This is a genomic window from Bradyrhizobium sp. WSM4873 (assembly GCF_055811355.1).
Genome location: NZ_JBVVPS010000047.1, coordinates 16,751 through 43,047, shown reverse-complemented (window position 1 = coordinate 43,047; position 26,297 = coordinate 16,751). Strand labels below are relative to the sequence as shown.

Annotated in this window: 26 protein-coding genes and 6 pseudogenes; 17 read left to right on the top strand and 15 right to left on the bottom strand. The window is 59.8% G+C overall.

Translation table 11 applies throughout. The features are described from left to right. Positions 1-76 precede the first annotated feature (76 nt). Positions 77-331, top strand: a pseudogene (locus AC0L21_RS34945) (IS3 family transposase); the annotation flags it as partial. A 197-nt stretch (positions 332-528) separates the two neighbouring features. Here the strand turns inward: AC0L21_RS34945 and AC0L21_RS34940 are convergent. From AC0L21_RS34940 to AC0L21_RS34930, 3 genes are all read right to left on the bottom strand, one after another. Beyond that, on the bottom strand, positions 529-972 hold the full coding sequence (locus AC0L21_RS34940) for a low affinity iron permease family protein (RefSeq protein WP_473266290.1): 444 nt from the start codon (positions 970-972) through the stop codon (positions 529-531). 259 nt (positions 973-1,231) lie between these two features. Further along, a complete protein-coding gene (locus tag AC0L21_RS34935) occupies positions 1,232-2,272 on the bottom strand; it encodes a glycosyltransferase family 4 protein (protein WP_473266287.1) in 1,041 nt (346 codons plus the stop codon). Between the two features lie 131 nt (positions 2,273-2,403). After that, positions 2,404-2,613: a hypothetical protein gene (locus AC0L21_RS34930; RefSeq protein WP_219685554.1), complete on the bottom strand. Its 210-nt coding sequence runs from the start codon at positions 2,611-2,613 to the stop codon at positions 2,404-2,406. A gap of 1,759 nt (positions 2,614-4,372) precedes the next feature. On the opposite strand from AC0L21_RS34930, the gene AC0L21_RS34925 reads away from it, so the two are divergent. After that, complete coding sequence (locus AC0L21_RS34925) at positions 4,373-4,540, top strand: hypothetical protein (RefSeq protein ID WP_473266285.1); 168 nt, start codon at positions 4,373-4,375, stop codon at positions 4,538-4,540. A gap of 981 nt (positions 4,541-5,521) precedes the next feature. Here AC0L21_RS34925 and AC0L21_RS34920 read toward each other — a convergent pair. Then, positions 5,522-5,785: a DUF6894 family protein gene (locus AC0L21_RS34920; RefSeq protein ID WP_473266283.1), complete on the bottom strand. Its 264-nt coding sequence runs from the start codon at positions 5,783-5,785 to the stop codon at positions 5,522-5,524. Between the two features lie 313 nt (positions 5,786-6,098). On the opposite strand from AC0L21_RS34920, the gene AC0L21_RS34915 reads away from it, so the two are divergent. The 3 genes from AC0L21_RS34915 (at position 6,099) to AC0L21_RS34905 (ending at position 8,671) form a co-directional block, all read left to right on the top strand. Beyond that, entirely contained in the window at positions 6,099-6,320 is a 222-nt protein-coding gene (locus AC0L21_RS34915) for a hypothetical protein (RefSeq protein WP_219685551.1), read from the top strand. 53 nt (positions 6,321-6,373) lie between these two features. Further along, complete coding sequence (locus AC0L21_RS34910) at positions 6,374-6,754, top strand: hypothetical protein (protein ID WP_219685550.1); 381 nt, start codon at positions 6,374-6,376, stop codon at positions 6,752-6,754. Between the two features lie 279 nt (positions 6,755-7,033). After that, positions 7,034-8,671, top strand: coding sequence for an MASE4 domain-containing protein (locus AC0L21_RS34905; RefSeq protein WP_473266282.1), 1,638 nt, complete (start codon positions 7,034-7,036; stop codon positions 8,669-8,671). A gap of 38 nt (positions 8,672-8,709) precedes the next feature. On the opposite strand, the gene AC0L21_RS34900 is transcribed toward AC0L21_RS34905, so the two are convergent. Then, a complete protein-coding gene (locus AC0L21_RS34900; RefSeq protein WP_473266281.1) occupies positions 8,710-8,967 on the bottom strand; it encodes a hypothetical protein in 258 nt (85 codons plus the stop codon). A gap of 257 nt (positions 8,968-9,224) precedes the next feature. On the opposite strand from AC0L21_RS34900, the gene AC0L21_RS34895 reads away from it, so the two are divergent. Further along, positions 9,225-9,590, top strand: a complete 366-nt coding sequence (locus AC0L21_RS34895) for a VOC family protein (RefSeq protein ID WP_473266279.1) — start codon at positions 9,225-9,227, stop codon at positions 9,588-9,590. A 568-nt stretch (positions 9,591-10,158) separates the two neighbouring features. On the opposite strand, the pseudogene AC0L21_RS34890 reads toward AC0L21_RS34895, so the two are convergent. Next, a pseudogene (locus AC0L21_RS34890) lies at positions 10,159-10,962 on the bottom strand (IS110 family RNA-guided transposase); the annotation flags it as partial. Here AC0L21_RS34890 and AC0L21_RS34885 point away from each other — a divergent pair. The 4 genes and pseudogenes from AC0L21_RS34885 (at position 10,903) to groL (ending at position 14,298) form a co-directional block, all read left to right on the top strand. Then, complete coding sequence (locus AC0L21_RS34885) at positions 10,903-11,268, top strand: MerR family transcriptional regulator (RefSeq protein WP_473266276.1); 366 nt, start codon at positions 10,903-10,905, stop codon at positions 11,266-11,268. The pseudogene AC0L21_RS34890 and the gene AC0L21_RS34885 overlap by 60 nt on opposite strands. A gap of 32 nt (positions 11,269-11,300) precedes the next feature. Then, a pseudogene (locus AC0L21_RS34880) lies at positions 11,301-11,486 on the top strand (transposase); the annotation flags it as partial. A 772-nt stretch (positions 11,487-12,258) separates the two neighbouring features. Beyond that, positions 12,259-12,573 (top strand): co-chaperone GroES, encoded by a 315-nt coding sequence (locus AC0L21_RS34875; protein WP_473266274.1) that lies wholly within the window; start codon positions 12,259-12,261, stop codon positions 12,571-12,573. Between the two features lie 84 nt (positions 12,574-12,657). After that, positions 12,658-14,298 (top strand): chaperonin GroEL, encoded by a 1,641-nt coding sequence (gene groL / locus AC0L21_RS34870; protein WP_473266272.1) that lies wholly within the window; start codon positions 12,658-12,660, stop codon positions 14,296-14,298. 99 nt (positions 14,299-14,397) lie between these two features. Here the strand turns inward: groL and AC0L21_RS34865 are convergent. Then, positions 14,398-14,835, bottom strand: a pseudogene (locus AC0L21_RS34865) (transposase); the annotation flags it as partial. Positions 14,836-15,243: 408 nt separating this feature from the next. On the opposite strand from AC0L21_RS34865, the gene AC0L21_RS34860 reads away from it, so the two are divergent. Beyond that, complete coding sequence (locus AC0L21_RS34860) at positions 15,244-15,582, top strand: hypothetical protein (RefSeq protein ID WP_473266270.1); 339 nt, start codon at positions 15,244-15,246, stop codon at positions 15,580-15,582. Between the two features lie 111 nt (positions 15,583-15,693). On the opposite strand, the gene AC0L21_RS34855 is transcribed toward AC0L21_RS34860, so the two are convergent. Further along, a complete protein-coding gene (locus tag AC0L21_RS34855; RefSeq protein WP_473266268.1) occupies positions 15,694-16,572 on the bottom strand; it encodes a protein-L-isoaspartate O-methyltransferase family protein in 879 nt (292 codons plus the stop codon). Between the two features lie 114 nt (positions 16,573-16,686). Between AC0L21_RS34855 and AC0L21_RS34850 the strand changes: the two genes are divergently transcribed. Both AC0L21_RS34850 and AC0L21_RS34845 read left to right on the top strand, forming a co-directional pair. Continuing rightward, a complete protein-coding gene (locus AC0L21_RS34850) occupies positions 16,687-17,193 on the top strand; it encodes an RNA polymerase sigma factor (protein ID WP_219682289.1) in 507 nt (168 codons plus the stop codon). After that, positions 17,193-17,366: a hypothetical protein gene (locus tag AC0L21_RS34845; protein ID WP_259219199.1), complete on the top strand. Its 174-nt coding sequence runs from the start codon at positions 17,193-17,195 to the stop codon at positions 17,364-17,366. Before AC0L21_RS34850 ends, AC0L21_RS34845 begins: the two co-directional genes overlap by 1 nt. Before the next feature lie 126 nt (positions 17,367-17,492). On the opposite strand, the gene AC0L21_RS34840 is transcribed toward AC0L21_RS34845, so the two are convergent. From AC0L21_RS34840 to AC0L21_RS34825, 4 genes and pseudogenes are all read right to left on the bottom strand, one after another. Beyond that, entirely contained in the window at positions 17,493-18,422 is a 930-nt protein-coding gene (locus AC0L21_RS34840; RefSeq protein WP_473266265.1) for a DUF2493 domain-containing protein, read from the bottom strand. A 330-nt stretch (positions 18,423-18,752) separates the two neighbouring features. Next, positions 18,753-19,475, bottom strand: a pseudogene (locus AC0L21_RS34835) (DUF7146 domain-containing protein); the annotation flags it as partial. Between the two features lie 5 nt (positions 19,476-19,480). Beyond that, positions 19,481-19,912 (bottom strand): type II toxin-antitoxin system VapC family toxin, encoded by a 432-nt coding sequence (locus AC0L21_RS34830; RefSeq protein ID WP_219682287.1) that lies wholly within the window; start codon positions 19,910-19,912, stop codon positions 19,481-19,483. Beyond that, positions 19,909-20,211, bottom strand: a complete 303-nt coding sequence (locus AC0L21_RS34825; protein WP_219682286.1) for a hypothetical protein — start codon at positions 20,209-20,211, stop codon at positions 19,909-19,911. Before AC0L21_RS34825 ends, AC0L21_RS34830 begins: the two co-directional genes overlap by 4 nt. 520 nt (positions 20,212-20,731) lie before the next feature. Here AC0L21_RS34825 and AC0L21_RS34820 point away from each other — a divergent pair. From AC0L21_RS34820 to AC0L21_RS34810, 3 genes are read left to right on the top strand one after another with little or no spacing between them, the layout of a single operon-like run. After that, positions 20,732-21,328, top strand: a complete 597-nt coding sequence (locus AC0L21_RS34820) for a recombinase family protein (RefSeq protein WP_473266263.1) — start codon at positions 20,732-20,734, stop codon at positions 21,326-21,328. Then, positions 21,313-21,675 (top strand): recombinase family protein, encoded by a 363-nt coding sequence (locus AC0L21_RS34815; protein ID WP_374762396.1) that lies wholly within the window; start codon positions 21,313-21,315, stop codon positions 21,673-21,675. The genes AC0L21_RS34820 and AC0L21_RS34815 overlap by 16 nt, the downstream gene beginning before the upstream one ends. 29 nt (positions 21,676-21,704) lie before the next feature. Continuing rightward, complete coding sequence (locus AC0L21_RS34810) at positions 21,705-22,397, top strand: zinc ribbon domain-containing protein (protein WP_259219195.1); 693 nt, start codon at positions 21,705-21,707, stop codon at positions 22,395-22,397. Between the two features lie 71 nt (positions 22,398-22,468). On the opposite strand, the gene panC is transcribed toward AC0L21_RS34810, so the two are convergent. The 3 genes from panC to AC0L21_RS34795 form a co-directional block, all read right to left on the bottom strand. Further along, complete coding sequence (gene panC / locus AC0L21_RS34805) at positions 22,469-23,320, bottom strand: pantoate--beta-alanine ligase (RefSeq protein WP_473266262.1); 852 nt, start codon at positions 23,318-23,320, stop codon at positions 22,469-22,471. Between the two features lie 14 nt (positions 23,321-23,334). Next, complete coding sequence (gene panB / locus AC0L21_RS34800) at positions 23,335-24,207, bottom strand: 3-methyl-2-oxobutanoate hydroxymethyltransferase (RefSeq protein ID WP_473266260.1); 873 nt, start codon at positions 24,205-24,207, stop codon at positions 23,335-23,337. 421 nt (positions 24,208-24,628) lie between these two features. Further along, positions 24,629-24,901 carry a phosphoribosyl-dephospho-CoA transferase MdcG domain-containing protein gene (locus AC0L21_RS34795; RefSeq protein ID WP_374762394.1) on the bottom strand — a complete coding sequence of 91 codons (273 nt, stop codon included), beginning with the start codon at positions 24,899-24,901 and terminating at the stop codon, positions 24,629-24,631. A gap of 700 nt (positions 24,902-25,601) precedes the next feature. Here AC0L21_RS34795 and AC0L21_RS34790 point away from each other — a divergent pair. Then, positions 25,602-26,191 (top strand): annotated as a pseudogene (locus AC0L21_RS34790) (IS5 family transposase); the annotation flags it as partial. Between the last annotated feature and the right edge of the window lie 106 nt (positions 26,192-26,297).

The following is a 26,297-nucleotide window of genomic DNA, read 5'->3' as shown; positions in this document are numbered from 1 at the left end:
ACCCGGTCCATCCGGGCAACCCTCGTCGCAACATCGAGGGTGAGTCGCCTCATTTTGTGGGGGGACATACAGTCTAGTGGTGACGCCCGCTGGGAAGCGGAAGGCTGTCGCTCATCTGGTGGATGCCCATAGGATGAGCGAACGGCGCGCGTGTAAAGCCATCGGCTGCTGCCGTATGACCATGAGATATCGGACGCCCCAGGCTGTCGATGCTAACCTTCGCCAGCGCATGAGGGCGATCGCCCAGGAGCGCCGCCGCTTCGGCTATCGGCGGCTGCATGTTCTGCTCAGGCGGGAGGGGTATCTGATCAGCCACAAGAAGCTCTTCCGGGGAATGCCCCACAGAAGGCAATCCAGCACACCACCGCCGCGCATTGCAGCACAACGAACTGCGGAGTGCCGCGAATGATCCGATTGCATGAAAAACACGATGATGAAGATCGATCTTTTCCTCATCCTGCTTTTCAAGCCGCAGGATGGCGTCGATATTTTCTAACGGTCTTTTCGGTGATTCCTGCGCTGACATCGTCAGCTCGCGATCTGCTCGGCGGCTCGCCGCGCTGACTGTCGGGTCCGATCGAGTGTCTCATCTCCGGCTTTCTCGGCTCGGGCACGCGCTTCACATTTCGAGCGAAGCTCCTCAATCTCATCATCTGTGAGGTGCTCGATTCCCACCAGACTATTGCGCGCCGCGCTCACGCGAATGAGTTCGTCCAGCTTCACCTGAATGGCCGCGCTGTCACGGTTTTGCGAGTTCTGAATCAGAAATACCATAAGGAAAGTTACGATTGTGGTCCCAGTATTAATGACCAACTGCCACGTGTCCGAGAACTGGTAGAGTGGGCCGCTGATGCCCCATACGACCACCACACCCGCGGCTAACAGGAAGGTCGAGGCGCGGCCAGCCGCAAGCGAAGTCTTGTTAGCCAAATCACCGAAGAATTTTGAGATCCGGGATGGTTCGTGTCTCATGATTTTAGCCTCTACCACCGACCGTAGTGTTGTGTTGGGGCAAAAGTTCCGCGTTAGAAACTATGCTCTGCGCCATACTCTGTGAAATGCTTTTCGCGGGCGCTCCCGAGAGCAGGTATTGAAAGCGATCGCGGAGTACGTCCTAATCCGCGCCCGCTTGAGCCGACCTCAACCCTGGAATTTCACTTGCTCCGGACTCCAGACGGATCGCCAAGACTTCGAGTCATGCCGGTCCACAAGCCAGCTGCGGAAAAATCTCTCACCCGAAGCGTTTTCCACGAGCGACCAGGTCGCAATATCGGGTCTCGTACTCTTTCGCCATCCGGCTTGCGGCGAAGCGCTCCTCGAACCGGGCGCGGACCATGCGTCGGTCCAGCTGGGATAGTTCTTTCACTGCCCTGATCGCCTGCTCCTCACCATCGACGATGAAGCCGGTGACGCCGTCCTCCACGACTTCCGGCACTGAGCCTGATCGATAGGCGATCACGGGCGTCCCGCACGCCATAGCCTCGATCATGACCAGACCGAACGGCTCGGGCCAATCGATCGGAAACAGCAGGCCTGCTGCATTCGCGAGAAAAGGCTGTTTCTTCGCGTCGTCGACCTCGCCGACGAGCTGAACCGTCTGGCCAGCGATGTTCGGCTCGAGCTTGTTCTTGAAGTAGGCCGTCTCCGCCCGAGGAATCTTCGCAGCGATCCGCAGGGGCATCCGCGCCGCCCGCGCGATGCGGATGGCATCTTCCGGCCCCTTGTCCGCCGTCAGCAGCCCCAGAAAGGCCAGGTACCAACCTGGCTCGTAGGATGGCCGAAACATATCCTTGGGCAGTCCGTGCTGGATCGTCGCAATCCAGTTCGCCTCCGGATGCGGACGACGCTGGTCGGCGGAAATCGAGACGAACGGAGCGTCCGCAAAGGCACCGATTACCTGGGGCAGACCGGGAAGGTCTAGCCGGCCGTGCATCGTCGTGAGGAAAGGCACGCCGGCTCGGCTGAGCACCGGAAGGGGCAACCAGTCGACGTGCGAGTGGATCACGTCGAAGTCGCGCGCTCGCTCGGCGACGGCTTCGATCAGAAGCGCGCAGGCTGCGCTCGGATCCGCCCCTTTCCGCCCCAGGCGCAGCGCGCGCGGCCACACGGCGTGAAGCTTTCCCTTTGTCTTGGAGTCCCCGCTTGCAAACAGGGTGACGTCGTGTCCGAGTTCGACCAGTTCGTCCACGAGCCAGGCGATCACTCGCTCAGTGCCGCCGTAGAGCTTGGGAGGTACGCTCTCGGCCAACGGAGCAAGCTGGGCAATCCGCATCGGCTAGACCCCGAACACGAATCGCAGGACTGTCACGATCCTCGCGGAAATGAGGGACGAAATCGCGAGCAACGTCCAATAAGGCCTCGTGCTTCCGCAGACCACGTGCGCTGCGAGCGTCTTCACGGCCGTCAACGTCCGTCTCGAGGAAGCCGCTGCAGGTAGGCTATCCCGAAGCCAGCGAGCTCTTCGGTATCGCTCTCGCGCGGCTTCGACCGCCCGTGGAGGTGGCGCTCCAGCAGGCAGCGCCGGCTGTCGTGCGCATCGACCTCGGGGTGGCGCGCCCGGTACACCATCCAGGCGGTCTCCGTGGCGTTCTTCAAAACAACTTTGTCGACCATGCTCACTCTCCGGAGACGAACCCAGTCGCTGCCAACTCAAGGCATTTCGGAAAGTTTCCGGATTTTCCCGACAGTAGACGAAGGGAGGAGGCTCAAGATGCTCTGCGCCCGCGTACTTGCCGCACGCCGGCGCTGCAGTCGTTGGATTCGGCCAATCCATGTGGAGGCGACAGTGGGGCGCGGGCTTCGCACGACAGCTGCTCGACCGGACCATCCCGTCCGGTTTGCGGCCCGGAAAACTTGGCTTGAAATCGAGTACCGTCCTGCCCTTCTCCGCAAACGGCCATCCGAGGTTTAGGCGTTCGACTAGGCTTGCGAGAAGATGTCGAGATCCGGAAGGCGCGCGGCCACTGGCCCGAATTTCCGCCCAGACGGGCCCCGCGCGCGGCACTCGGTCCCACCCCGGCCTAGACCACCACATTGGAGGAGAGCTTGCCGACGTGCCGCAGGCATCGCGGCTCGCCTTGGTGTCTTCAGCTGAGTTTGGGCGGCTCAATGTGTGTATCTTTTGATACTTTGCGCATCGTTATGCTTTGCTACTGTTTCCCGGAACGGAGGGGGCGTGGCATGGACCAGCTAAAGAAAGCACTGGGGCAACTCACCCCCCACACTGTCCGAATTGCCGCATCACTATGAGATGGTTCCGCTCGGAGCTGGTGCGCGACAACACGGAAGAGACAATCGCTCACCTTTTCGTCTGCCCCAACTGCAAACGCGCAGAGCGGAGCGATACAAAGTTCACTCCGATGCGCGGGTCGCCCGACAAACTGGCATCCCAGGTTTCGCGCCTTGACTGGTGGAAGGTAAGCCGCCAGGGGCGGCCCTAACTGAAACGCGCCGGAAGAGCGGCGGGCGCCAGCGAATGTCTCCTTTTCAATCAGGAAGCAGGAGGAGCGTCGCAGCTTAGAAGATCGCCGGGTGTCACAACACCTGACGACCAGAGCACTCACGGGCCAGCTACGGTACCGGGTGAAAAACCGTTCTGCGGTTGCCTGTTTCTCAGAGCGCAAGCGACTTTCCGCTCGTGGCCGACGCCGAACCGAGGCGTGCCGATTACGGCTGATTACGGCACATGGAATGGGAATGCACGGCCCCGGCTGTTTCTCCCAACCTGCGGCTGGGGCCGTTTAGACGTGCGTTGCATCGCTCAACCCGGTCCGCCACCATTTTAGAGGTATTGCCATCGCGCTATTTGGGCTGACCATTCTTTTCGCAACTCGATCAGCGCTCTTCTATGGTCGAAATACTGACGCGGCGCGCACGGTTGTGCGGGAGATTAGTCGCGGTTTGGGGTTGTAGGTGCGTCGTGCTGCGCTCATTCGGGCGGGGATGCGAGCTTCCTCAACGGCTATTTCTTCAACAGTATCCCTATCCTTCGCGCCATTCGCCTCACAGATCCTGCGTGACGGCCCAGCTCGGCTGCGACTCTTCGATACGCCAGCGCCTGCCCGGGCCAGCTTGGATAATTGCTGGACCTCACGGTCGGCCCATTGCTTTGGCTTTTGTGTTTTCATGATGCTGCGGTCAAACCTGCCGCAATTTAACCATTGCGCCTGGTTACCGGCACTTGGGAAATTTACGGGTGGTGCCGGCCACCACGAGCCTAAGCGGTGCGGCGGCTTTCCAAAACGACAAGTCAACGATATCATTGCGAGCACATCATCGTTTGACAGCGCATCTATAAGCTTGTCGACCGCTGAAGCTGGGTTGTGTAGCCGCACGGATATCGTGCAGCACGCGCGAGCGTCATGTCGCTCACATGGCCCTTTTCCATCTATGGAAAGAAGACCGGGGGATGGTGGTTTTCCCTGACGATCCGACATCGGGTCGCACGCTCCGGGATGCCTGCTGTGACTACATCGAAGCTATGGCCATCGATTCGGACGAAGACGATCAGGACGACGTTGGCGACGATGATGAAACCTGACTCGCAGCTCCATTGAGGGACTCAAAGGTCCCATAATGATCTTTAAGGCAACTGAGAATTGCGATGGCGGGCGCTCTGCGGGGCGTTTCCTCTGGAGGCGACCACGGATGCTGGAGTAAGCGCGCGTTCCAAGGCGTAATTGCGTGATCAGGTCAGGGCTGAAGAGGTCCTTCTCTCCGCGCCGAAATTCCTTCCCTGTATCGTTCGCGAGCACCGCATGTACAGCAAAAGCCGTGGCGGAGCCGTGTGGTCCGTCAGAGCACAAAGGTTTCAACCAGGACGAATGTCCAGTCGGAACATTGCATCAAATGAAGAGCGTTGGCGCTCGAGACGAAAGCCAACCGCAGCAAGCATATCGAGTGGCGGTCGGGGCCAGGAAAAACAAAAAATTAGTTCTCGCGCATAATCATAATGACTCCAACGCAAAAACAAAAAATAAGGTGGGAAAAACATGGGAGGCTGGAATGGAAACCGCACAGCGCTTGCGCGCGATGGCGCGCTCTGTCGGCAGAGTGCCGCGCTTCATCCTGACAGAAGCTGGAAACTGCTCGCCGAGGCAGAATACTGGGAGCATTTGGCGGCGACTCCTCTCCCAACAGACATTGAACGCTGCTTCATCCCTGGTCAGCATGACTTAGCTGCTGCCTAGCGCTCACCTTTTGTCGTTTTGAAAATCGGATTGGGGTAAATGAGTATTCTTTGGGGCCAGTGGATGACTTCGTGTACCAACGAACGGCCGATGTGTCCCGTATGCAAACACCGGATGGCATTGGCGCGCATCTCTCCCGGCAAGTCCGGATTCGAGACGCGCACGTTCGAATGCTCGACCTGCGAACGTACCGAGACGGCGTCGTTCGCTGTGGATCCAATGAAGACAGATGCGGTCGGTTGGCTTGCAGGCGAATTGAACCCGCCTCGGTGAGCTTGGTGCTGTTGGTGATGCAGCCGGATGAATGTCCAATCGGCAGCACGAACGTTGTGCTATCGTGAGTACAATCGTGTGCCGGGACCTGGGTGGCGTTTCCGGATTGCAAGAGCATCGAGCGCAGTGCGATAGATTTCAGCGTTGCTGTGATCTCGAACCCGAATTGCGGAATTGTGGGACATCAGTTCTGGTCGCACCAGCGTGAGCTCCGCTGCGAGACGTTCTGCTTGGTCCGCCGCTCCTTGTCGATCTTCTAAGATCATTCCGCCCTGATGCTGGCATGTTGCATCGGTGACAAGCTCGAATTCATAGTACGGCATGAAAGCCTCTCTACAAGGCCCCGCTCAGAGCGTACCTGCGCTCCCCATCAGATGAATTATCGTATGTGAATGCGAAAGCTGGTTTGTGGAAGGATGCGGACCGACTTTCGACCAATGGCCATATCCGGTGACGCTGTGGCGGGCTGATGCTGTTCGCCGAAGTCCACAAAATCTGCGCCCTGGCTTGCGGGCCATCTGCGTACCACCATACCGAAGCCTTGGTTGCGAGACGCGAAAGGCAGTAGCTTTGGTGCGATCGAGGAACTTCGGAGCTTCAACAATATTCTGTCATGATCAACAAGGAGGGATCCGCATGCCGATGCAGACCGTGATGGACAGTACCGGCGACAGCCGTCACTTCTTCGATGCGGACGATGCAGGGGAAGTAGCCAAGGCGGAGCAGCGATTCCGCGAGCTGACGAACGTCGGCTTCACCGCCGCGGTCCGGACCGGTTCAGGTCAGGTGTCGCGGATCCGATCGTTCGACCCCACTGCGGAAGAAACTCTCTTCTTCCCCAGGCTGGTCGGCGGCTGAATCGCGAAGCCGTGCGGCTGTTCAGACGCTCGCGGCCGGGTGAACGCTCACGGATGAGAGCTGCAAAGGCGCTGTTCATTCGACACGGCGCCGAGAGCACTCCGGAAGGACGCGCGCTGCTGCTGCTGCTGCATTACCTCTCGCCTGTCCAACGGCGGCAATTCGCGGAAAAGGGTTATTTCGAGGTAATCGGCGGCGACACGGGCAACCACTATAGGATCTATGCGGGAGCGGCTGCGAATGTCTGCGAGATCGGCGAAAACGGCGGTCCAAGGATCGGCTTGTGTTTCCTGCCCGTTGGCGATCTTCCGATTGGAGACGTCATGCTGGCCCAGAAGATCGCGCTCGAAACGTGCGAGGGCAGCGCGCTCGCGGTAGCCCGAAAGTTCACTCCCAGCCGTTTCTTGTTCAGCCGGTCCCGCCCGCTTCGCTAGCCGCGCGGCGTCGTGTCAGTCAAGTTTGGGCGTGACGTCGCCTATTGGGCCTTCGCTTCCATGACGGGCTGCCGCTACATGCCCGTTCACCGGGGTAGACCGGAAGTCATCACATCGGGAGCAGGCCGACGCGATTGACCCATTCCGGACGTCTATGCTGGCTGAAATAGAGCCGCCATGGTTAGATTAGGGGTCGAACAGAAGCTTACTCTTCTCACTGCATTACTGTTTTCTTTGGCTGACCCTGAACTCATTGTCCAAGATAGCCAGGACGACGCGATGAAATTTCATCAAGCTAAGTTTGGAATGAGCCAATTGCCTGCAGACGAAGTGGGTCAAGATTTTCCATTGATAATCGCAACGATGCCGGCAAGCTCGCGGCAACGTGCCGTAGCAGTCGGTGTCATCGTCCTTTTGATGGTGGCGGCGGCAGTTATGGCACCATACGCGAACATACAGGTCCGCCGAATTGACTCATTCATCCCGGTTTTGCAAACCGTCTTAGCCGTTGCCGATCTCCTCACGGCAATTTTTCTGTTCGCTCAATTTTCTATCCAACCGCAACGCGCGTTGCTTGCGCTCGCGAGCGCTTACATATTCAGCGGCTCATTTGCATTCCTGCAGACGCTCGCTTTTCCGGGCGGGTACGCGCCCGACGGTCTGATTGGTGACGGACCTAACACTCCAGCTTGGATTTACGTGCTTTGGCACAGCACGTTTACGGCGGCTGTCCTTGTCTATGCAATCTCCAAAGACACCATCGGAAACAGCAAGTTTCCGGCCGGATCCAAAATGGCACCGATCATAGTTACTGTTGGTGGTGTCCTTGCGACGATTGCTGTACTCACTTGGATCGTATGCACAAAGACGGAATACCTGCCAAGCTTCTTCACTAATGACATCAGATTGCAGACGAAATTTGGGAATCAGGTCAACCTCGCGCTGTGGCTCTGGGGTGCTACCGCGACAGCGGTATTGCTGTTACGTAGACGTACGATCCTAGATTTGTGGTTGATCGTGACGTTGCTTGCCTACATGCCTAGCTTCTTGGTGGCAATCATCGGCAGCTCGATACGATTTACGATTGGTTGGTACGCAGCTAGATGCTTTGTTCTCGTTGCCAGTTGCATGTTGCTGAGCGTGCTGATCGTCGAAACAATCTTTCTCTATTCACGTCTCGCCAGTGCGATCATTTTACAAGGCCGCGAACGCGCCAACCGACTTTTGAGCATAGATGCTGTCACGGCGGCCATTGCCCACGAACTAAGGACGCCGTTGGCAGCGATATCGCTTAATGCCAACACCGCGCGGAGCCAACTTCGTTCGAAGCCTCCAGAGCTTGATCAAATGGACGATATACTCAGTGATATAGAAGGCGACAGCTTTCGCGCGAACGAAATCATTACGAGCATTCGCGAACTGTCAAAGAAAACGACTGATCGAAGCGCATCTACACGTATTGAGGATGCGGTTCGCTTAATACTTAGACTGTTGCATCATGAGCTTACAGTCCATGAAGTAGCTGTCACCACAGAATTTGAGAGTAGTCTCCCAGAGGTGCATCTAGATAGCACGCAATTGCAGCAAGTGCTCTTGAACCTCGTCAAGAACGCTGTAGACGCAATGCACTCCGTGCCTCCAGAAGCCCGACATCTGCGGCTCACAGCGAGTTTAAACGGCCAGTCGAGGATACTATTGTCGGTTGAGGACTCCGGGCCTGGAATTCCGGTTGAGGATCGCGAGCGCATATTCGATCCATTCTTTACGAAGAAGTCCGCTGGTATCGGCTTGGGCCTCGCCATCGCTTCTAGCTTGGTAGCGGGCTTCGGAGGCACATTGCGGCTCGCCAAGTCAGACTGCGCTGGTTCCGTTTTTCAGATCGAGATACCGGCCAGCGGGCAACACTCGGCCAAGTAGGTGCGATCTTTGGACTATCTGCGAAGTAGCGGCGGCATTCAACAGGTCCGCTCACCGGCGCATGGCGGACTGGATTTTCTCTCGTTGAGTTCTTCGTATTTTGACCCGAAGCTGGCGTTACGAATTGGCTTGCTGTCCTGCGGGTCACCGACATGGATGAAGTGCACCAGTTCCGGAGTGCTTACCGCTTGAATGCCGTTACCTGCCTCTGTCATCGCCGTGACGTGCCTCGAGGTGTCCGCGTCCCATGTCTTCCCCGGTGTGCGAAAACAGACGCCGATCTGAAACTCCGGCATGCTCTGTTTTCCTTCACATTCACGTACTGGGGCGGGTGGCGCGAATGATACAACACCAACGGGTTACACGTCAGCCTCCCAATTCGCGGGCGTTGGCGCGCATCTGGCCCTTAACTGAACATCCTCGAGCCCATTTCGCTGTCGGGTACTGGCGGTAAACCGGACCCAGGGCGGCGCTTGCCTAGACTGCCGCTTGTGACCCGGAACTGACTCCGGCTCCGTGGAGTTGCCATAATACCACTCCGCTGAGCTTTTCCGTGATTGACCATACCGGGATTGGGGTCGCAGACGTCGCGCGCTCCGCTGCGTTTTATGACGGCGCGCTCGGAGCTCTCGGTCTGGAAAGAGTGATGCAAATGCCAGAAGGTGCAGGGACAGACGGTATCGGATACGGCGAAGATTATCCAGTGTTTTGGATCGACCGTTTTCATCCGCATTCGGTCAAGCAACACACCGCCTTCGCTGCGAGAACAAGAGCCGAGGTAGATGCATTCCACAGCGCTGCGCTTAGAGCGGGCGGAACTGACAACGGCGCGCCGGGGCTGCGTCGCCCTGGCTATTACGCCGCCTTCGCTCTTGATCCCGACGGAAATAACATTGAAGCTGTCTATCGCGGCGAGTGATCCATAACGATCCCGCACGTCCGCTCCCGGCCCATCGCTTCCCTTGGCGTGGTGCAGCTTTATATCAGATCACAGGGGTAGACCGGAAGTTCGCACCGGAGCGCCAAACGGACGCCAATGACCCGAATGTTTGGTCCGGCCGCGCGTTGCAAGAGGTTCGGCAACCTGGCAGATGCGGTCTTGCATCAATGTATCCGGCCTCTGATTGGAGCGTGTTGTGCTCCGGGCCATCATGGATATCAGCGCGCAGTCGAGCTAATTAGCGGACAGGCCTCGAACGGGCCATTCGGGTCACCAGTGTTCGCATGCGCCGGGAAGACCGATCCTCCATCGTTGTCTCATTCCTCTCGCAGACCTCGGCGGGTAAGGGATGTTGGTTTCGTCATCGATCGCACCTCACCTCGTGTGCTGTTCCCTAGTTCGTGCCTGGCGGTCGTTCCTTTGTCCCTGCCTGCGCGCGCAGACGCGCCGCGCGCAAGGGCCGTCAAGGCCGGCCGTCGTGCTGTCCTGACGTCTTGCTCTACCGCGGTCAGGCCGCGCCTTGACGGCCCCGAGCACGGTGCGAGGATCAGGCAGCTCGGGACGCCGTCTCCTCCGTGTTGACGCACTCGAAGGCGCGTCCCTTGTTGAGAACCGCCCAGGCGATCCGGGCGAGCTTGTTGGCGAGCGCAATCGCCAGCACGTTGTGGTGCAATCGTTTCTTCGCGGCTTCGATCCAAGATTTGAGGCCATAGCGCTCCCAACCCTTGACCTTGACCAGCACAACCCACGCGGCCTGCACAAACAGTGCGCGCAGGTAGCGATTGCTGCGCCTTGATATCTTGCCGAGGATCGTGCGGTCGCCGGTCGATATCTGCTTCGGCACCAGTCCAAGCCAGGCGCCGAAGTCGCGGCCTTTCGAGAACACGTCTCCAGTGCCGATCGCAGCCACCATCGCGCTCGAGATGATCGGGCCAATGCCAGGCACCGTCATCAGTCGCTCGCAGCCTTTGTCTTGACGGGCCAATGCTTCGATCTCGCTGGAGAGGTCCTCGATACGCTCATCCAGCCGGCGCCAGTCGCCCGCCAGATCTTCGATGATGCGCAACATGCGAGGCGAGAGCCCATCGGTGCGCGTCGCGAGGATACCCGGCAACTCGGACCGCAGGGAGCGCAGGCCTTGCCGCACGGCGATGCCCCGCTCCAGCAGGAACGCACGGATCTGATTGATGACGCCGGTGCGCTGACCGACTAATCGCTCGCGCACGCGGTGCAGCGCCTGCAGGTCGAGCTGGTCGGCGGTCTTGGTTGCGACGAACTTCATGGTCGGGCGTTGGACCGCCTCGGCGATGGCTTCCGCATCTCGGAAGTCATTCTTCTGTCCCTTCGAATATCCGACGTCTCCCGGCACGCTGGTGTATCGGTTTCAACGATCCGGGTATGGGAATCCCGGGGACTTCTGTCTCCGGCCTACACGGCTTCGGGCAGACGAGCCTATCGGCAGTCGGACGTCGTGACCGCGATCGCCATCAAGCGCATGCGAATGGTGGAGGGAATGAAGATCCCCGAGATCAAGACCACGCTTGCGTCCATGCCGTGCGAAGACGGCGAAGAAACGTCCGTGGAGGAAAACGAAACGCAGTTCGAATTTGGCGCCGAGCTGCGGCTGACCTTGCCCCGCGGGTTTAATCCGGTTTGAAGTTCGTTCTGGCCCACGACAAGGACCAGAGCATGAAGCGCAGCCGCTTTTCGGAAGAGCAGATCATCGGGATCTTGAAGGAGCATGAGGCCGGCGTGTCGGTCGCCGATCTGTGCCTCAAGCATGGCCTCAGCGACGCCAGCGTCTACAAATGGAAGGCCAAGTTCGGCCATGAACGTTGTCGAGGGAAAGATTGCCCTGCTGACGCGAGACGGCTTTGCAGCCGAACTCTCTCGTCTAGGCTGTAACTTCAAACGGACTTGGCTTGGAGGACTGCTTCATGGGCATTGTCTTGTGTCGTATTGCCCGCTTCTGCTTCGGCGGTCTTGCTGCGACACATGCAGTTCCCGGACGCTCTTCTTCACCGCGTGCCCCTGTGTGGAAGGCTCGTCAAACACCCGCAATCCGACTCACTCCCCTTCAAATCCTTCTCTATCCGCCGACAAAGCAGGAAGAACAAATGAGGTCTGAGAGACGCGTCTGAAAATGGACGAGGTGCCGAACGATCTGAGCACGTTCCTGCGTTAGCTCTCGCCAATTAGCGTTGCCTCGCCTCGACGTGCTGAGAGCTATCGGATCATCATCAAGCGGAGCGATACCTCCAATTCCCGACCGCTGCCTTAGGTCCCAACGCATCGCAATCTTGGAACGAAGTCAGCCGACGATTCGCATCTGAACCGGCACCAGATCGGCGTTCCTTTACCTTCTCGAATTTAAGGTCAACGCGGCAGAGGAATTGAACTGGTCGGCGACATTAGGTCGAGAGACGTACAAACTCACTCAGAAGAAGGTCGGGTGCTCGGCGGCAAACTCGAATAGGTGATCTGGGTAAGCCCCATAGAGATCCCGCGCGACGAGCCGATTTTCCGGTTACAAACCCTTGTCCCCCCGGAAATCAGTCCTATTTCAGCTGCGCCCGCGTTGGCACTCGCGGGCAATGATTGCTAGCAACGTCAAATCATCAGCCAGTGTAAACGCTTAGGAGATCTCATGGAATTTCGTCCGCTTCACGACCGCGTCGTGGTCAGGCGCATCGACGCAGAGGAAAAGACCGCTGGCGGCATTATCATTCCGGACACTGCGAAGGAAAAGCCTTCCCAAGGTGAAGTCATCGCAGTCGGCCCCGGTGGCCGCGACGAGAGCGGCAAGCTGATCCCGATCGACGTCCTGGTCGGCGACCGCATCCTGTTCGGCAAGTGGTCAGGCACCGAGGTCAAGATCGACGGCCAGGAGCTGTTGATCATGAAGGAGAGCGACATCATGGGCGTTCTCACTGACGCGTCCGCCAAGAAGAAGGCCGCTTAAACCATCGCTCGCACCGCTCATCCTGAGGGGCGCCTGCTGGGCGTCGCCAAGGGTGAGACCAAGTAAAATTTTCAGGAAACCCACATGTCAGCCAAAGAAGTCAAGTTCGGCGTTGACGCGCGCGACAGGATGCTGCGCGGCGTCGAAATTCTCAACAACGCGGTGAAGGTGACGCTGGGCCCCAAGGGCCGCAACGTCGTGCTCGACAAGTCGTTCGGCGCTCCCCGCATCACCAAGGACGGCGTCACCGTCGCCAAGGAGATCGAGCTCGAGGACAAGTTCGAGAACATGGGCGCGCAGATGGTGCGCGAAGTCGCCTCCAAGTCCGCTAACGCGGCCGGCGACGGCACCACCACCGCCACCGTTCTGGCGGCTGCGATCGTTCGTGAAGGCGCCAAGTCGGTTGCCGCCGGCATGAACCCGATGGACCTCAAGCGCGGCATCGACCTGGCGGTGGAAGCCGTGGTCGCCGACCTCGTCAAGAACTCCAAGAAGGTCACCTCGAACGAGGAAATCGCCCAGGTCGGCACCATCTCCGCCAACGGCGACGCGGAGATCGGCAAGTTCCTCTCCGACGCCATGAAGAAGGTCGGCAACGAGGGCGTCATCACCGTCGAGGAAGCCAAGTCGCTCGAGACCGAACTCGAGGTCGTCGAAGGCATGCAGTTCGACCGTGGCTACATCTCGCCCTACTTCGTCACCAACGCGGACAAGATGCGCGTTGAAATGGAAGATGCCTATGTCCTCATCAACGAAAAGAAGCTCTCTCAATTGAATGAACTGCTTCCGCTGCTGGAAGCCGTAGTGCAGAGCGGCAAGCCGCTCGTGATTATCGCGGAAGACGTCGAAGGCGAAGCCCTCGCCACCCTCGTCGTGAACCGTCTGCGTGGCGGCCTGAAGGTCGCTGCCGTCAAGGCTCCGGGCTTCGGCGATCGCCGCAAGGCCATGCTGCAGGACATCGCGATCCTGACCGGTGGCCAGGCGATCTCGGAAGATCTCGGCATCAAGCTCGAGAACGTCACGCTCAACATGCTCGGTCGCGCCAAGAAGGTGATGATCGACAAGGAGAACACCACGATCGTCAACGGCGCCGGCAAGAAGGCCGACATCGAAGCGCGCGTGGCGCAGATCAAGGCGCAGATCGAGGAGACCACCTCGGACTACGACCGTGAGAAGCTCCAGGAGCGTCTTGCCAAGCTCGCTGGCGGCGTCGCGGTGATCCGCGTCGGCGGCGCGACCGAGGTCGAGGTGAAGGAGCGCAAGGATCGCGTTGATGACGCGATGCATGCGACCCGCGCGGCTGTGGAAGAGGGTATCGTCCCGGGCGGCGGCGTCGCCCTGCTCCGTGCTTCCGAGCAGCTCAGGGGGCTGCGCACCAAGAACGACGATCAAAAGACCGGCGTCGAGATCGTGCGCAAGGCACTGTCGGCTCCCGCCCGCCAGATCGCGATCAACGCCGGTGAAGACGGTTCCGTCATCGTTGGCAAGATCCTGGAGAAGGAGCAGTACGCCTATGGCTTCGACTCGCAGACGGGCGAGTATGGCAACCTGGTCACCAAGGGCATTATCGACCCGACCAAGGTCGTGCGCACCGCGATCCAGAACGCTGCCTCCGTGGCGGCGCTGCTGATCACTACCGAGGCCATGGTCGCCGAGCTGCCGAAGAAGAACACCGGCGCGCCCCCAATGCCTCCGGGCGGCGGCATGGGCGGCATGGACTTCTGATCCAACTTTCTCTGAAGTGAAATCCCCGGCAGAAAAATGCCGGGGTCTTTTTTTGCTTGCGCTTTTTCAAGTTCGTTACTCTGCCAGTATGAACAGACCATACCGAACGACGTTGCGTGCCCCGATGACAAGCAAGTGCCGGAGATAGGAATCGCCTTGCTTCGTTATGCGGCCGAGCCGGTCTTTCCCGCCGGTGGAGGTCAAGTTAGGCGCCAGGCCCAGCCAAGCCGCGAACTCTCGCCCGGAGCGGAACATGGTCGGGTCCGGCACGGTCGCGGCGAGGGCCGTGGCCGTTATGGGACCGATGCCGGGAATCGAGGACAGCAACTTCGCCATCGGATTTACTCTCTGAATGTCAGCCAGCTCACGCTCGATGGCCTCGGCCTGCCGGTCCAATTCCTTCAGTTGGTTCACAAGAACAGTCACTGCGATGCGGGCATGGGTCGGTAGCGTCAGCTCCTCATCGTTCAGCAAGTCCACCAGACCATCCACTCTTTGCCGGCCTTGCCCGATACCGAATTCAGCAAAATGAGCTCGGCTCCGGTCTCAGCCAAGGCTTGATCTTGGGGGGCCTGAGGTCGTCAGAGATGTAGTCGGTCGAAGGAGGGTATGGCGCAACAGTCGGCGAGACGGGGCCGGAAGAACCAGGTGTACTCATCGTGCCCAGAGCACGCGTTTATGATTTGGTTTCGGTCCGCGAACTCCCATACGGGCCCGCAGCTTCATCGCTGCACCATCAGAGGCCGGACAGATGGCAGCATCCGACTACGCGCCGATCTTCTTCAAAAATCGCTTGCATCTCGCGGGGCGTCCACAGATGAGTACGTGGCCTAATTTTCAAGCCAATTGACTTCATCTTGTCCCTCTCACGGCCTACGAGCCGCCTAATTTTTGCTCGTTTCAGGCTTGCACAAATTTATCAAACATTCGCGAGGAGAAGGGCGGATGAGCGGTAACACCGATCTCGAAAGCAAAGTCGTCGCTGCGATGCGACAATATCGCGAGGCCCTCACACGGGTGGAACATCTGGAACGAGAGGATTCCGACGCGCATCGAGCACTGACGCGCACGCTCGTCGATTTGCGTCATGCCATGCGAGGCGAAGCGGCGCCGAATCTCAAGGACAGCCTATTCGAGACCGGCGCGACAGTCGTTGCGCGGTCTGACGAAGCGCGAAACGCCCTGGTGGAGGCGACTGCGAAATTAGAGTTCGCCCGCCTAGCTTTGGCCGCCCTAGAACGGCAATTAGGATACATCCGTTTCGATGGGACGAATCACAAATAGACACCGGCGGCTTGTCTGAACGGACGACCTGTTTCAGAGAGTTGGATCGGGTGGCAAACAACTGATGCGCTCCAGCGTGAGAGTGTCTCACACTATCAAAACCCTTTCCGATCAATTCGGAGCGCCGGCATTCGCATCGACGGGCTCGCGTTCCAGCCAAAATCCGGCTCCTTGAAACCAGACCTTTTCTGCATCGTCGGAGCCGGGATCACCGACGTGCAGCGCGCGAATCGGAACCTTGCCAGGCGGCAGGCCTTCGAGCGCGGCATGCAGACGTTTTCCAGCATCCTCGTCGCGTCCACCCATGCAAGGATAAACAGACACGGCACCAATCGAAGAGGCCTCGAACTGGTTTCGACGCCGGACCACATGGAGAAGAAAGCCCCTCCAGGATTCATCGGTCAGCGGCATCATAAGCCGGCCGCCTTCGGCAAGGCGATCGAGCCAGCGCCGGGATGGGTGGGTGGATCCGGCGAATGCGATGACCACATCGAGTTCGCCGACGTCCACCGTCCGGCCATCGCCCGAGATGACATCGACGTGCGGCCAGGTCGCGAGGTTCGCCCGGGCCTGCGAGGGCAGCATTGGGTCGGTTTCAACCGCCGTCACGCGACCAGTGGAGCCGACAATCTCGGCCAGTACCGCGGAATAGTACCCGGTCCCGGCGCCGACCTGGAGCACGCGTTCGCCCCGCGCGATGTCGAGATGCTCCAAGTTGCGCGCCCAGAAGCTGGGCATCCCATTGTTGAGATTGCGGCTCGCGTCGATCGTCACGAGAACGTCATGATAGACCCAGCGCGGGTCGGTATCGGGGGTCAGGAATGCGTCGCTGTACGGGTCCGAGATGATGCGCCACGGCCCAAGGCCCACGAATTGCTCGCGAGGAACAGACGCAAATGCCTCGATCACATGGGGGTTGCGCTGGACCGGGACTTTGTATCGCAGGTCTTCTGCATACCAGCGGCGCGCCGCTGCCAACGTGTCGTCCATGCACTGGGCTCGGTGAAGCGCAAATATCGTGTGACCATGGAAACATTGACGATAGCTCCCAAAGCTGATGACCGGGGTGCCCACGCGGCTGATGTCGCGTCCGCCATCGATGCAATGTCCGACGTCGACCTCGTGCGACTAGAAGCTCTGGCGCGGCTGTGGAGCCGCGACTTGCCGGGAGGACTCGGCTGGAGCGACATCCTCCACGAAGCGATTGCACGCGCCCTCGACGGCTCGCGCCCCTGGCCGCCCGACGTCCCCATCCTGGCGTTCCTGTCGGGCGTCATGCGCAGCATCTGCAACGACCATTGGCGGCGTGCGCGGCTCGAGCAAAGGCTACTTGTGAGCCGCGATGATCCGGACCAGCGAAGCTGGTCCTGTGAGGAAGCCGATGAGGTGCCCGATCCTGAGCGGGTCCTTGCCGCCGCACAGACGCTGGCCAACGTCTATCGGCTGTTCGAAGCCGATCCGCTAGCGCTGAAGATCATCGCGGGCATGGCTGACGGCCTGGCGGTCAGGGAGATTTGCAGGGTCTACGATATGTCCGAGCTCGACTACGACACGACGCGACGGCGGATGCGACGCACCTTGCTGCGCCATCAACAGAACTGGAGCAAGTGATGACACGCTGGCACCCTGCTCTCGATTTGGCCCGCCTGCTCGACTCATTGAGCAAGGAAGTCCTCGCAGCGACCGATGAGGAGGTACGGCAGACCTCCGCTCTGCAAGGATGGACAATCGCCAACACCGCCCGCGTGGTCAGAGAAGTGATCAAGGCCGCGCACGGGACGTGAGTGGGAGCCTTAATCGAAATTGTGATCTGAGCGAGACTGATGCCAAGCGACGGCCGATGCGCGCGGGCCGCGGCTCGTTGCACAATCAGCGGCATTGAGCGAGCCGGAGGGAAGATGCGGCATCGCTCACGCGCCGCCGAATTTCCAGACCGGGATTCCGAGCTTCTTGGCCTTATCGGCGAGATTGTCTTGAATACCGGTGCCGGGGAAGTGCAACACGCCGATGGGTAGGGTCTCCAGCATCGCATCGTTGCGTTTGAACGGAGCGCCCTTGGCATGCTTCGTCCAGTCGGGCCTGAAGGCGATCTGCGAAACCTTGCGATTGTCGGCCCACTTGGCGGTGATCAGCTCGGCGCCCTTGGGCGATCCGCCGTGCAGCAGCACCATGTCCGCATGCTTGGCATGCACCTGGTCTAGTTTAGCCCAGATCAACCGGTGATCATTGAAGTCAAGTCCACCGGTCAGCGCCACCTTCGGTCCTGCAGGCAGAAGCACCTGGTTGTCGGCGCGCTTCTTCGCGGCGAGGAAATCGCGGCTGTCGATCATCGCCGAGGTCAGATTGCGGTGGTTGACCTTCGACCCGTTGCGCGGCCGCCAGGCGGAATGGGTGTGGCGTTCGAACTCGTCGGCGGCCTGGTCGCGCATCAGTTCGAAGGCGTTGCGTCGCTCGATCAGCGTCTGCCCTTCCGCCGTCAATCGCTCCAGCTCGACGGATTTGATCTCGCTGCCGTCCTGCTCCCGCTGCGAGCGCTGCTGCGCCAGCTCGTTGTCGTCGAGCTCGCGCTCGATCCTGTCGACGGCACGATGGAAGACGTTCGCCGTCGACCAGAGCAGGTCTTCGAGGTCCGGCTCAAGACGGGTATCGGACAGCGTCACCACCAGGGCATCGAAGATATCGGCGATGCTGCCGGCGAAGACTCGCCCTTCAGGGAGCTTCCGGGGATCGGGCTCATCGTGGAAGGGACAGTAGCCATAGAGCTGGAGTTCCTGGAGGACCTGATCGGTCGGGGATGAGCTTTGGTGCGGCTCGAAATCGTTGTCGTGGTCGGTAGTCATCGCGGCTTTCCCTCGTCGGATCGACCGCCCATCGCGGCCTTCATGGCGACGAAAGCGGCAGGCGGAACGGACTTGCACCCGCAGCGCAGCGGAGGGCCGCAGCCTTGGCGGAGGACCGAAGGGAGCCGACTATTTTGCCTCGCGATGTAAAGGCGGCTCTGCCGCCGACGGAAAATAGTCGGCCCACGAGGTTGCCGGTCCGGACCGCTTGCCGCCCGATCGCCCTCTCAGAAGTCCGTGGGTGCGGTCCTCTCCGCCGCCGAGGGGAAGCAGGACCAACGGCCTCGTGGTATAACGAAGCGGCGCATCGCCCCTCGTCCCTCGTTCCGGCTATGCCGCCAGCTCCATAAAGCGTGCGACGTCCTGCGCCGCGATCTGCACGCGGCTCGTGGCCCGAAGGGCGTCAAATCCGAGCAGGCGAAGATCCTCGTTGAAGTCGCCAAGCCGTGGCGAGATCACGATCGCCTCGATCCCGGCCCCCTGCGCCCGGTCGATCAAGGTCGCCATGGCGCCGTCACCAGCAGGATCGTCGTCGCGGGCGATGTAGAGCCGGTGGAGCGTGTCCGGGAGAAGGATGGCGGAGAGATGCGCCGCCGAGAGGGCTGCGACCATCGGCATCGTCGGCAGGATGCTGCGGAGCGACAGCATCGTCTCGATGCCCTCGCCGGCTGCTATGACTTCATCAGCTACGCCAAATCGAACGGCGTGACCAAGCAGGTCGCCCATCGCCCGTTTCGGGGTGTCGATCCGCGCCTTGCCGAGCGTTTTCTCTCTGAAGCCGTCGGGGTCAAGCCAGGTGCGGTGCGCGCCGGTCAGGTGGCCGGAGAGATCGGTGACGGCGGCGATCATCGCCGGCCAGGTCTCGGTCGGACTGTGGTCGTCGGGCCTGTAGTAGCACCGCGGGTGAAAACGCAGACTTCCGGTTTCGTGCAAAGACGTAATGCCGCGATTGCGGAGATACGCTTCCCCCGCATCATTCGTGTTGGGCGGTCCGGCACATCGCATTATCGCGGCGATCGAGAAAGCGCCGTAAGCGGAAGCCGTAGTCTTTCGTTGCATCACGCCGGTCCACGCATCGGATTGATGATCTGGACGCCGGCAAAGTCTTTCTCGTTGTCTGTCACCACGCTGCAATCGTTCGCGCTGGCGACGGCAGCGACGATCATATCGAGCCCGCTGCGTGGCCGGCCGACGGCTCTTCCTTCCGCCATCAATTCCGCCCAGATGAGGGCCGCATTCTCGTCGAACGGCAGGATGCGATCCGCGAACAAAGCTCGAGGCCCCTCCGGACCAGAGAACCAGGCATCAAGCGCTGCGCGCTTTTTACCGCTCGGCTTCTCCAGGATGCCGCGCCGGACTTCCGCGATCGTAAGTGATGCGATGAACAGATCCTCATCTCGCTGTGCTGCCATCCAAGCCATTAGCGGCTCTGACGGCTGCGGCTTGACGGCGTTACTGATGATGTTGGTGTCGAGAAGATAGCGAGTCACAGATCGACCTGGCGCCCTTCTTGGCGCGGGCGCGTCAGGTCGAGATCGGCGCCGACAAGTGGTGAGCGACGCAATGCGTTCAAGATGCCTCCGGGCTTGGGGGGCTCGCCAGAAACGGCCTGTTGAACCGTGCGTCGGAGATTACCAGCTTCTGGCCCTTCCTCGCTCAGCTTACGCGCAAGCACTCTGATGAGGTCGCGATCGGTCTCGAGGGCTTGGAGTTCGAACCGCACAATGCCACGCTTCGTCAGCCGGGATCGGTAATTTTCGATCGCCCTTTTCTGTGCGCTCTTGCTCACTGATCACCTCCATATCTGGATATATAGCCGAATCTTCGGCTCGCTGCAAGGCCGCGGCTCTTGTAATCCCGAGCGCGGCACAGATAAAAAGAGGGCGGAGATGTGCGTCACGTCGCGATCAAGGAAATGGGCGGTTTGGACACGCCATCACGGAAATGTTTGCTGTACGCTCGGCTTTGCGCCAGCCCGATTTGCTACGCTTCTCATCTCGGATCAGCGCGCGACTACGATGCAACACACTGATATTACGAGAAGTTTTTCCTTGTCTTGGAAGTGTAACTCGCGATCTCCGGGCAATGGCGAGGACGCGGCGGTGGCGCGAGCGAGAGGAACGACAGCCGAAAAGCTTCGCGTGGTCGTCGATGCGGCGCCCGGAACCACGGTTGCATCCGTCGCGTCCAACCCTGATCCTCGCCTTCTCAATCTGGTGCGATTGCTCGCCCGGCAAGCCTCGCGGGATTTCGTTCGAGCCGAAACCAACAGCCGGAAGCATGACCGTCTCCCGGACTAAGGAGGCGTCATGAAGATCGCACCTTACGCCCGCTACTCGTCCGACAATCAGCGCGACGAATCGATTGAAGATCAGTTGCGGCTCTGCCGCCTCCACGCTGAGAAGCAAGGTTGGACAGTGGCCGACAGCTACACGGATCGAGCGATCTCCGGCGCATCGCTGCTTCGCCCTGGTATCCAGGAACTGATCAGTGACGCTATGCGCGGAAAGTTTGCGGTTGTGCTTGCCGAGGCGATGAACCGCCTCAGCCGCGATCAGGAAGATATTGCTGGGCTCTTTAAGCGCATGGCCTTCGCCGGGGTACGGATTGTCACCCTCTCGGAAGGAGACGTCACGCATCTCCACGTCGGACTGAAGGGCACGATGAACGCCCTGTTCTTGAAGGACTTGGCCGACAAGACGCGACGAGGCTTGCGCGGTCGCGTCGAGGGCGGAAAGTCCGGCGGCGGACTCTGCTTCGGTTATGATGTCGTCAAACAGTTCGCCGCAAATGGAGAGCTGCTCCGAGGTGACCGCACAATCAACGGAGCCGAAGCGGCTGTCGTTCGACGTATCTTCGCAGACTACCTGCCGGCAAGTCCTCGCGAACAATCGCTTTCGAGCTGAACCGCGACGGTGTGCCCGGACCACAGGGCGCTGAATGGGGACCATCGACCATTCACGGCAACCCAAAGCGCGGCGTTGGCATCCTCAACAACGAGCTCTATGTCGGCCGCCTCGTGTGGAATCGGCTTCGCTATCTCAAAGACCCGGATACCGCAAAGCGCGTTTCTCGGCTGAACCCCGAATCCGAATGGGTGATCCAAGAAGTCCCCGAGCTGCGCATTGTCGATCGGGAAAGATGGGATGCGGTCAAGGCGCGTCAGCAGACGCTCGCCTACGAGCAGTCAGCACCCGGCGAGAACAGGCTCAATGATCGCCGCCGGCCCAATACCTCTTCGCCGGCCTCGTGAAGTGCGGATGCTGCGCCGGCGGGTACACGATGATTTCGAAGCACCTGCTCGGCTGCGCAACGGCGCGCAACAAGGGAACGTGCAATAACCGCTTGAACATCCGGCGCGACGCGCTGGAGGCGTCCGTATTGAGCGGCCTCCGCACGCATCTCATGGAACCCGAATTGTTTAAGGAATTCTGCCAAGAGTTTACCCGGGAGGTTAATCGGCTGAGGATCGAGCGCGGAGCCGATATCGAGGCGCAAAGGCGCGAGCTCGAGCGGACTGAGCGCGAGTTGGATAAGGGGGTACAGGCTATCCTTGAGGGTGTACCGGGGGCAAAGTTGAAGGACAAGATTGGTGCTCTGGAAGAGCGCAAGGCCGAGTTGGTCGACCTCCTTGCGAACGCGGAGGAGCCGCCGCCCCTCCTCCATCCGAATATGGCGGAGATCTACCATCAACGCGTGGCCGCCCTGTACGAGAGCCTGCAAAGTGAAGGCGAGAGAGCCGAAGCAGCGGAGGTTTGCCGCACGTTGGTCGATCAGGTGACGCTCGTCCCCAATGGCGAAGAGCTGGCGATCATATTGCGCGGAGATCTGGCCGCGATCCTGCGCTTTGCGGCGGGCAAGAAAAACCCCGACTTCTTTTCGGAGGCCGGGGCTCTGGATGGCTTGCTATCGCAAGCATCAGTGGTTGCGGGGACCTGCACCGTCTCAAATCGCTGGGTTGGGCCCACGGCCTGAAAAGGTGAATCGGTCGGCCGATCCGTGGATTATAACGAGAAGATAGTTTATCGATTTGGTTCTGAATTGCGCTACGGAGTTGGTGGTCCCAGTAGGACGTTGTCAATCAGTCGGGTCGAACCAACGTAGGCTGCGACACAGAGCGCCGCCGGAAACCGCAGGGGACTCTCGGCGCGCTTGAGCGTGTCACCGTCGACAAGTTCAAGATATTGCAGCCGATCAACTGTCTCAAGTTGCCGCTCGGCGATCGCAATCAGCTTCTCCACCTCGCGCACTCCTGCGCGGAATTCTTCCGCCGCGGCGAACAGTCCACGACTGATGGCAACGGCTCGCCCACGTTCTTCCTTGCTGAGATACCGATTGCGGCTGCTCATCGCGAGCCCGTCCGGTTCCCGAACGGTTGGCACTGTGACGATCTTGATGGGAAGATTGAGATCTGTCGCCATGCGACGCACGACCGCGCATTGCTGAAAATCCTTTTGCCCGAAAAACACGACGGCCGGATGCACCATGTTGAACAGCTTGCACACGACGGTCGCCACGCCCCGAAAATGCCCAGGCCTGAAAGCCCCGCAGAGTGGTTTCGCCAGTTCGCCCGGCTCGACGAAGGTCTCGAATTGAGCCGGATAGACCTCCTGTGCACCCGGCGCGAACACAATCGCAACACCGGCATCGCGGCACAATTTTTCATCGCGCACGAAATCGCGAGGATAGCTGCTGAGATCCTCGTTTGGTCCGAACTGAGTCGGATTGACGAAAATGCTAACTACGGTGACATCGCATTGCGCTCGGCTCGCCTCGACCAGGGCCAGATGGCCATCGTGCAAATACCCCATTGTAGGCACTAACCCGACGCGTTTGCCCGCGCTGCAAGCCGCCCCGAGCTCACGACGAAGCTCAGCGACCGTGGTAATCGTCTGCATCGTTGCACCTTACATCAGGTTGGGTTGGGAGGAGCCCAGGTTGCGATAATGTGACTCAGGCTTTCAGGAAGCCGATAGCACTCCTGCGGCGCCGGGAACGCACCGGTGCGGACATCGGCAGCCCAGCGCGAGAGCGCCTCTTGTAACATCCGAAAACCATCTGCATAGGCGCGAACGAATTTGGGCCGATGACCTATGGTTAGCCCCAGCACGTCATGGAATACGAGCACTTGGCCCGAGCAGTCGGGACCCGCGCCGATTCCGATGGTTGGTATCGATAGCGATGCGGTCGCTCGCTGGGCTAGCTCGGCCGGAATGCCTTCAAGCACCAACGCGAAGCATCCGGCCTCCTGCAGACGGTGAGCGTCATCGAGCAGCCGTAAAGCGTCATCGGCGTTCCGGCCCTGCACCTTGAATCCGCCCATGACATTGACGCTTTGCGGGGTGAGGCCGAGATGGCCCATGACAGGAATTTCGCAATCGACCAAGGCACGCACCATTTCCACGCGTTTGGCCCCGCCCTCGAGTTTCACGGCATCTGCGCCTCGCTGCAGGAACCCTCCAGCGTTGCGTATCGTCTCCTCCGGACCAAGGTGAAAGCTAAGAAACGGCAGATCGGCCACGAGCAGGGCACGGGGCCTTGTGCGTGCAACAGCCTCCAGATGATGGTTCATCATTGCCATGCTGACCGGCAACGTGTTGTCGAATCCGAGACAGACATTGCCAACACTGTCGCCCACAAGAATGATGTCGACGATTGGGTCGGCGATGCCTGCCGTAACCGCATCATAGGCGGTGGTCATGGTGACACGCCGCCGCTCCTGCTTCCACCGCTGCAAGATTGGAATTGTGACCCGCTCAACTGACACTTCCGAAGCGTGGCTCATTTTTGATACGTTCCATCAACTAGGCGAACGGTAATCCGATGTTGCGAGCGACGCGGCTGAGTATTACGCGCATCCTGGGGACCATGCTTTCGTATGGAGGACAAGAGAAAACTGTCAACCGTGAAAGGAAGAAAGAAACATATGTCTCCAAGGTCGCGACCGAGTGCACAAACATTCCAATGGTCGCGCAACCACCAAGCAAGAACTTCCAAAATTCAAATTGTCATGTGGAAGCAGCTTGAGTCACGCCGCGCCTCAGGGCGCGCTGGGGCGGTCGGAGCCATTCCAGATGAGAGCGCACCGGACGACGCAGGGTGCCCTGATGTAGTCGTGTCGAAGCGCTGCGATTAGCTTATGCTCTTCCAGTGGCGGAAAGGTGAAGCTGTGGTCAGTCGGGGTCCGGGTCAGTGGTCCCGCGGACTCACGTCATGCTGTCGACACCGCCTTGACGCTTCTCCAGGAGTTCGTCCGTTTCCGCGGTTGTTGGCTCACGCCATTGCACGCTGCCCGCGCCACAGATGATCTCTTGGTCGAGCCGCATCAGCGCTTCGCGAGCGATGACGGCGATGTCAGAGCGCAGGGTGCTGGCCTGCTTGGTTGCCGCCACCCTGCAAAGCAGGTCGAGGTCCGACCAACCCGCAAATGAATGACCCGCGATCGCGTTCTTCTTCACGTAGCCGAGGCCATTCTCCATCTTGCTTTACGTGCGCGCCCGATACGCAGCGCGGGCGCGAGGACGGAAGCCCCAATGCTTCGCGAACGCAATGAGCTTGTCGTTAAATTGAACCGACCGGCTCACTGCGTCATGGCGCACCACGAGCGCGCGTGGGTTACCGCACAAAAACGCCACCCTTTCGTCAGCGCTGGCATCTACCGGATGTTGTAGTAGACGTGCGATCTGCATGGCACCCGCGACTAATGCACGCGGAGACGTCTTCTGGCTTGTGATTTTTTGCATTTGTCGCCGCCTGGATCATGGTCTGGTGCTGCAGGTCGGCTGCGGCGCGCAAGCGATGACATCGATTGTGCAAGAACCGACACAGCTGCGTGGCCGGCGCTGTTCGCATGGCCGGTCAAGGTCAGTCGTCGAACATTTTGAGGCTCTTGCCTATACTGAGATAGATCGGGACTTAGCGGCACGTTGCGGATATTTCACAGGGCCGTGCAGTGTCGTGCTTGGCGTATTCGAACGTTCGATGGATGCTGAATTTCCTTCAGTGCGGACTGGAGCTTGCAACATACTATGCCCCACCAACCCTAACCATGTTGCAGCAAAAAGCAACGGCCCGATCAACCGGCGGCCGATCAAACCGCCTCCTCACCGCTCCGCCGATCGGTTGACCGCAGCCAACCATATTCACACTTGCTGTTTTCAATTTTCCTTCCACAGCAATGGCCCTTACACGACGATCTACAATCGCTTCATCGCTGGGCCAAGCGAGGACGATGTTGCGCAATCTTCGAAGCGCTGGCCAAGCCTGGCAAAGATGGGGTTGTGCTGTCGCTCGATTCGACCTCGATTAAAGCTCACCGGTGTGCCTCCGGCGGAAAAGGGGGGAGCACAATCAAGCAATCGGCCGCTCGCGCGCAGGCCGCACGACGAAACTCCATACGCTGAGCGATCCCTTTGCCAGCCGGTCGTCCTGCATCTGACGGCAGGCCAGGGTGCCGATATCGCAGCGGCTCCCGAAGTCCTGGCGCTCGCGCCACCTATCAGTGCGCTTTTCGCCGACAAAGTGTATGACGGCGACAAGCTTCGCGGCGAAATCATTCATCGCGGCGCGAAACCCGTAATCCCTAAAAAATCTGACCGCGTTGCCATCCAGCGCTTCAACAAATGCGCCTACAAAGGCCGAAACGTCTCGAACACTGCTTTTGCAGGCTCAAGGACTTGCGGCGCATCGCCCCGCGGTGCGACAAGCTCGGCCGGAATTTCTTGGCCGCTGCGCATCTTGCCGCTCTCGTCGGATATTGGCTCAATTGAACCTGGATCCTAGTCTTCTTGAGCGCGGCGGCCCTTGAATTTCTTCTGGGTCCGGAATTTGACGGCGGCCAGCCCAAGCGGAGCCCTTCAGTCGTCACCGCCAGGC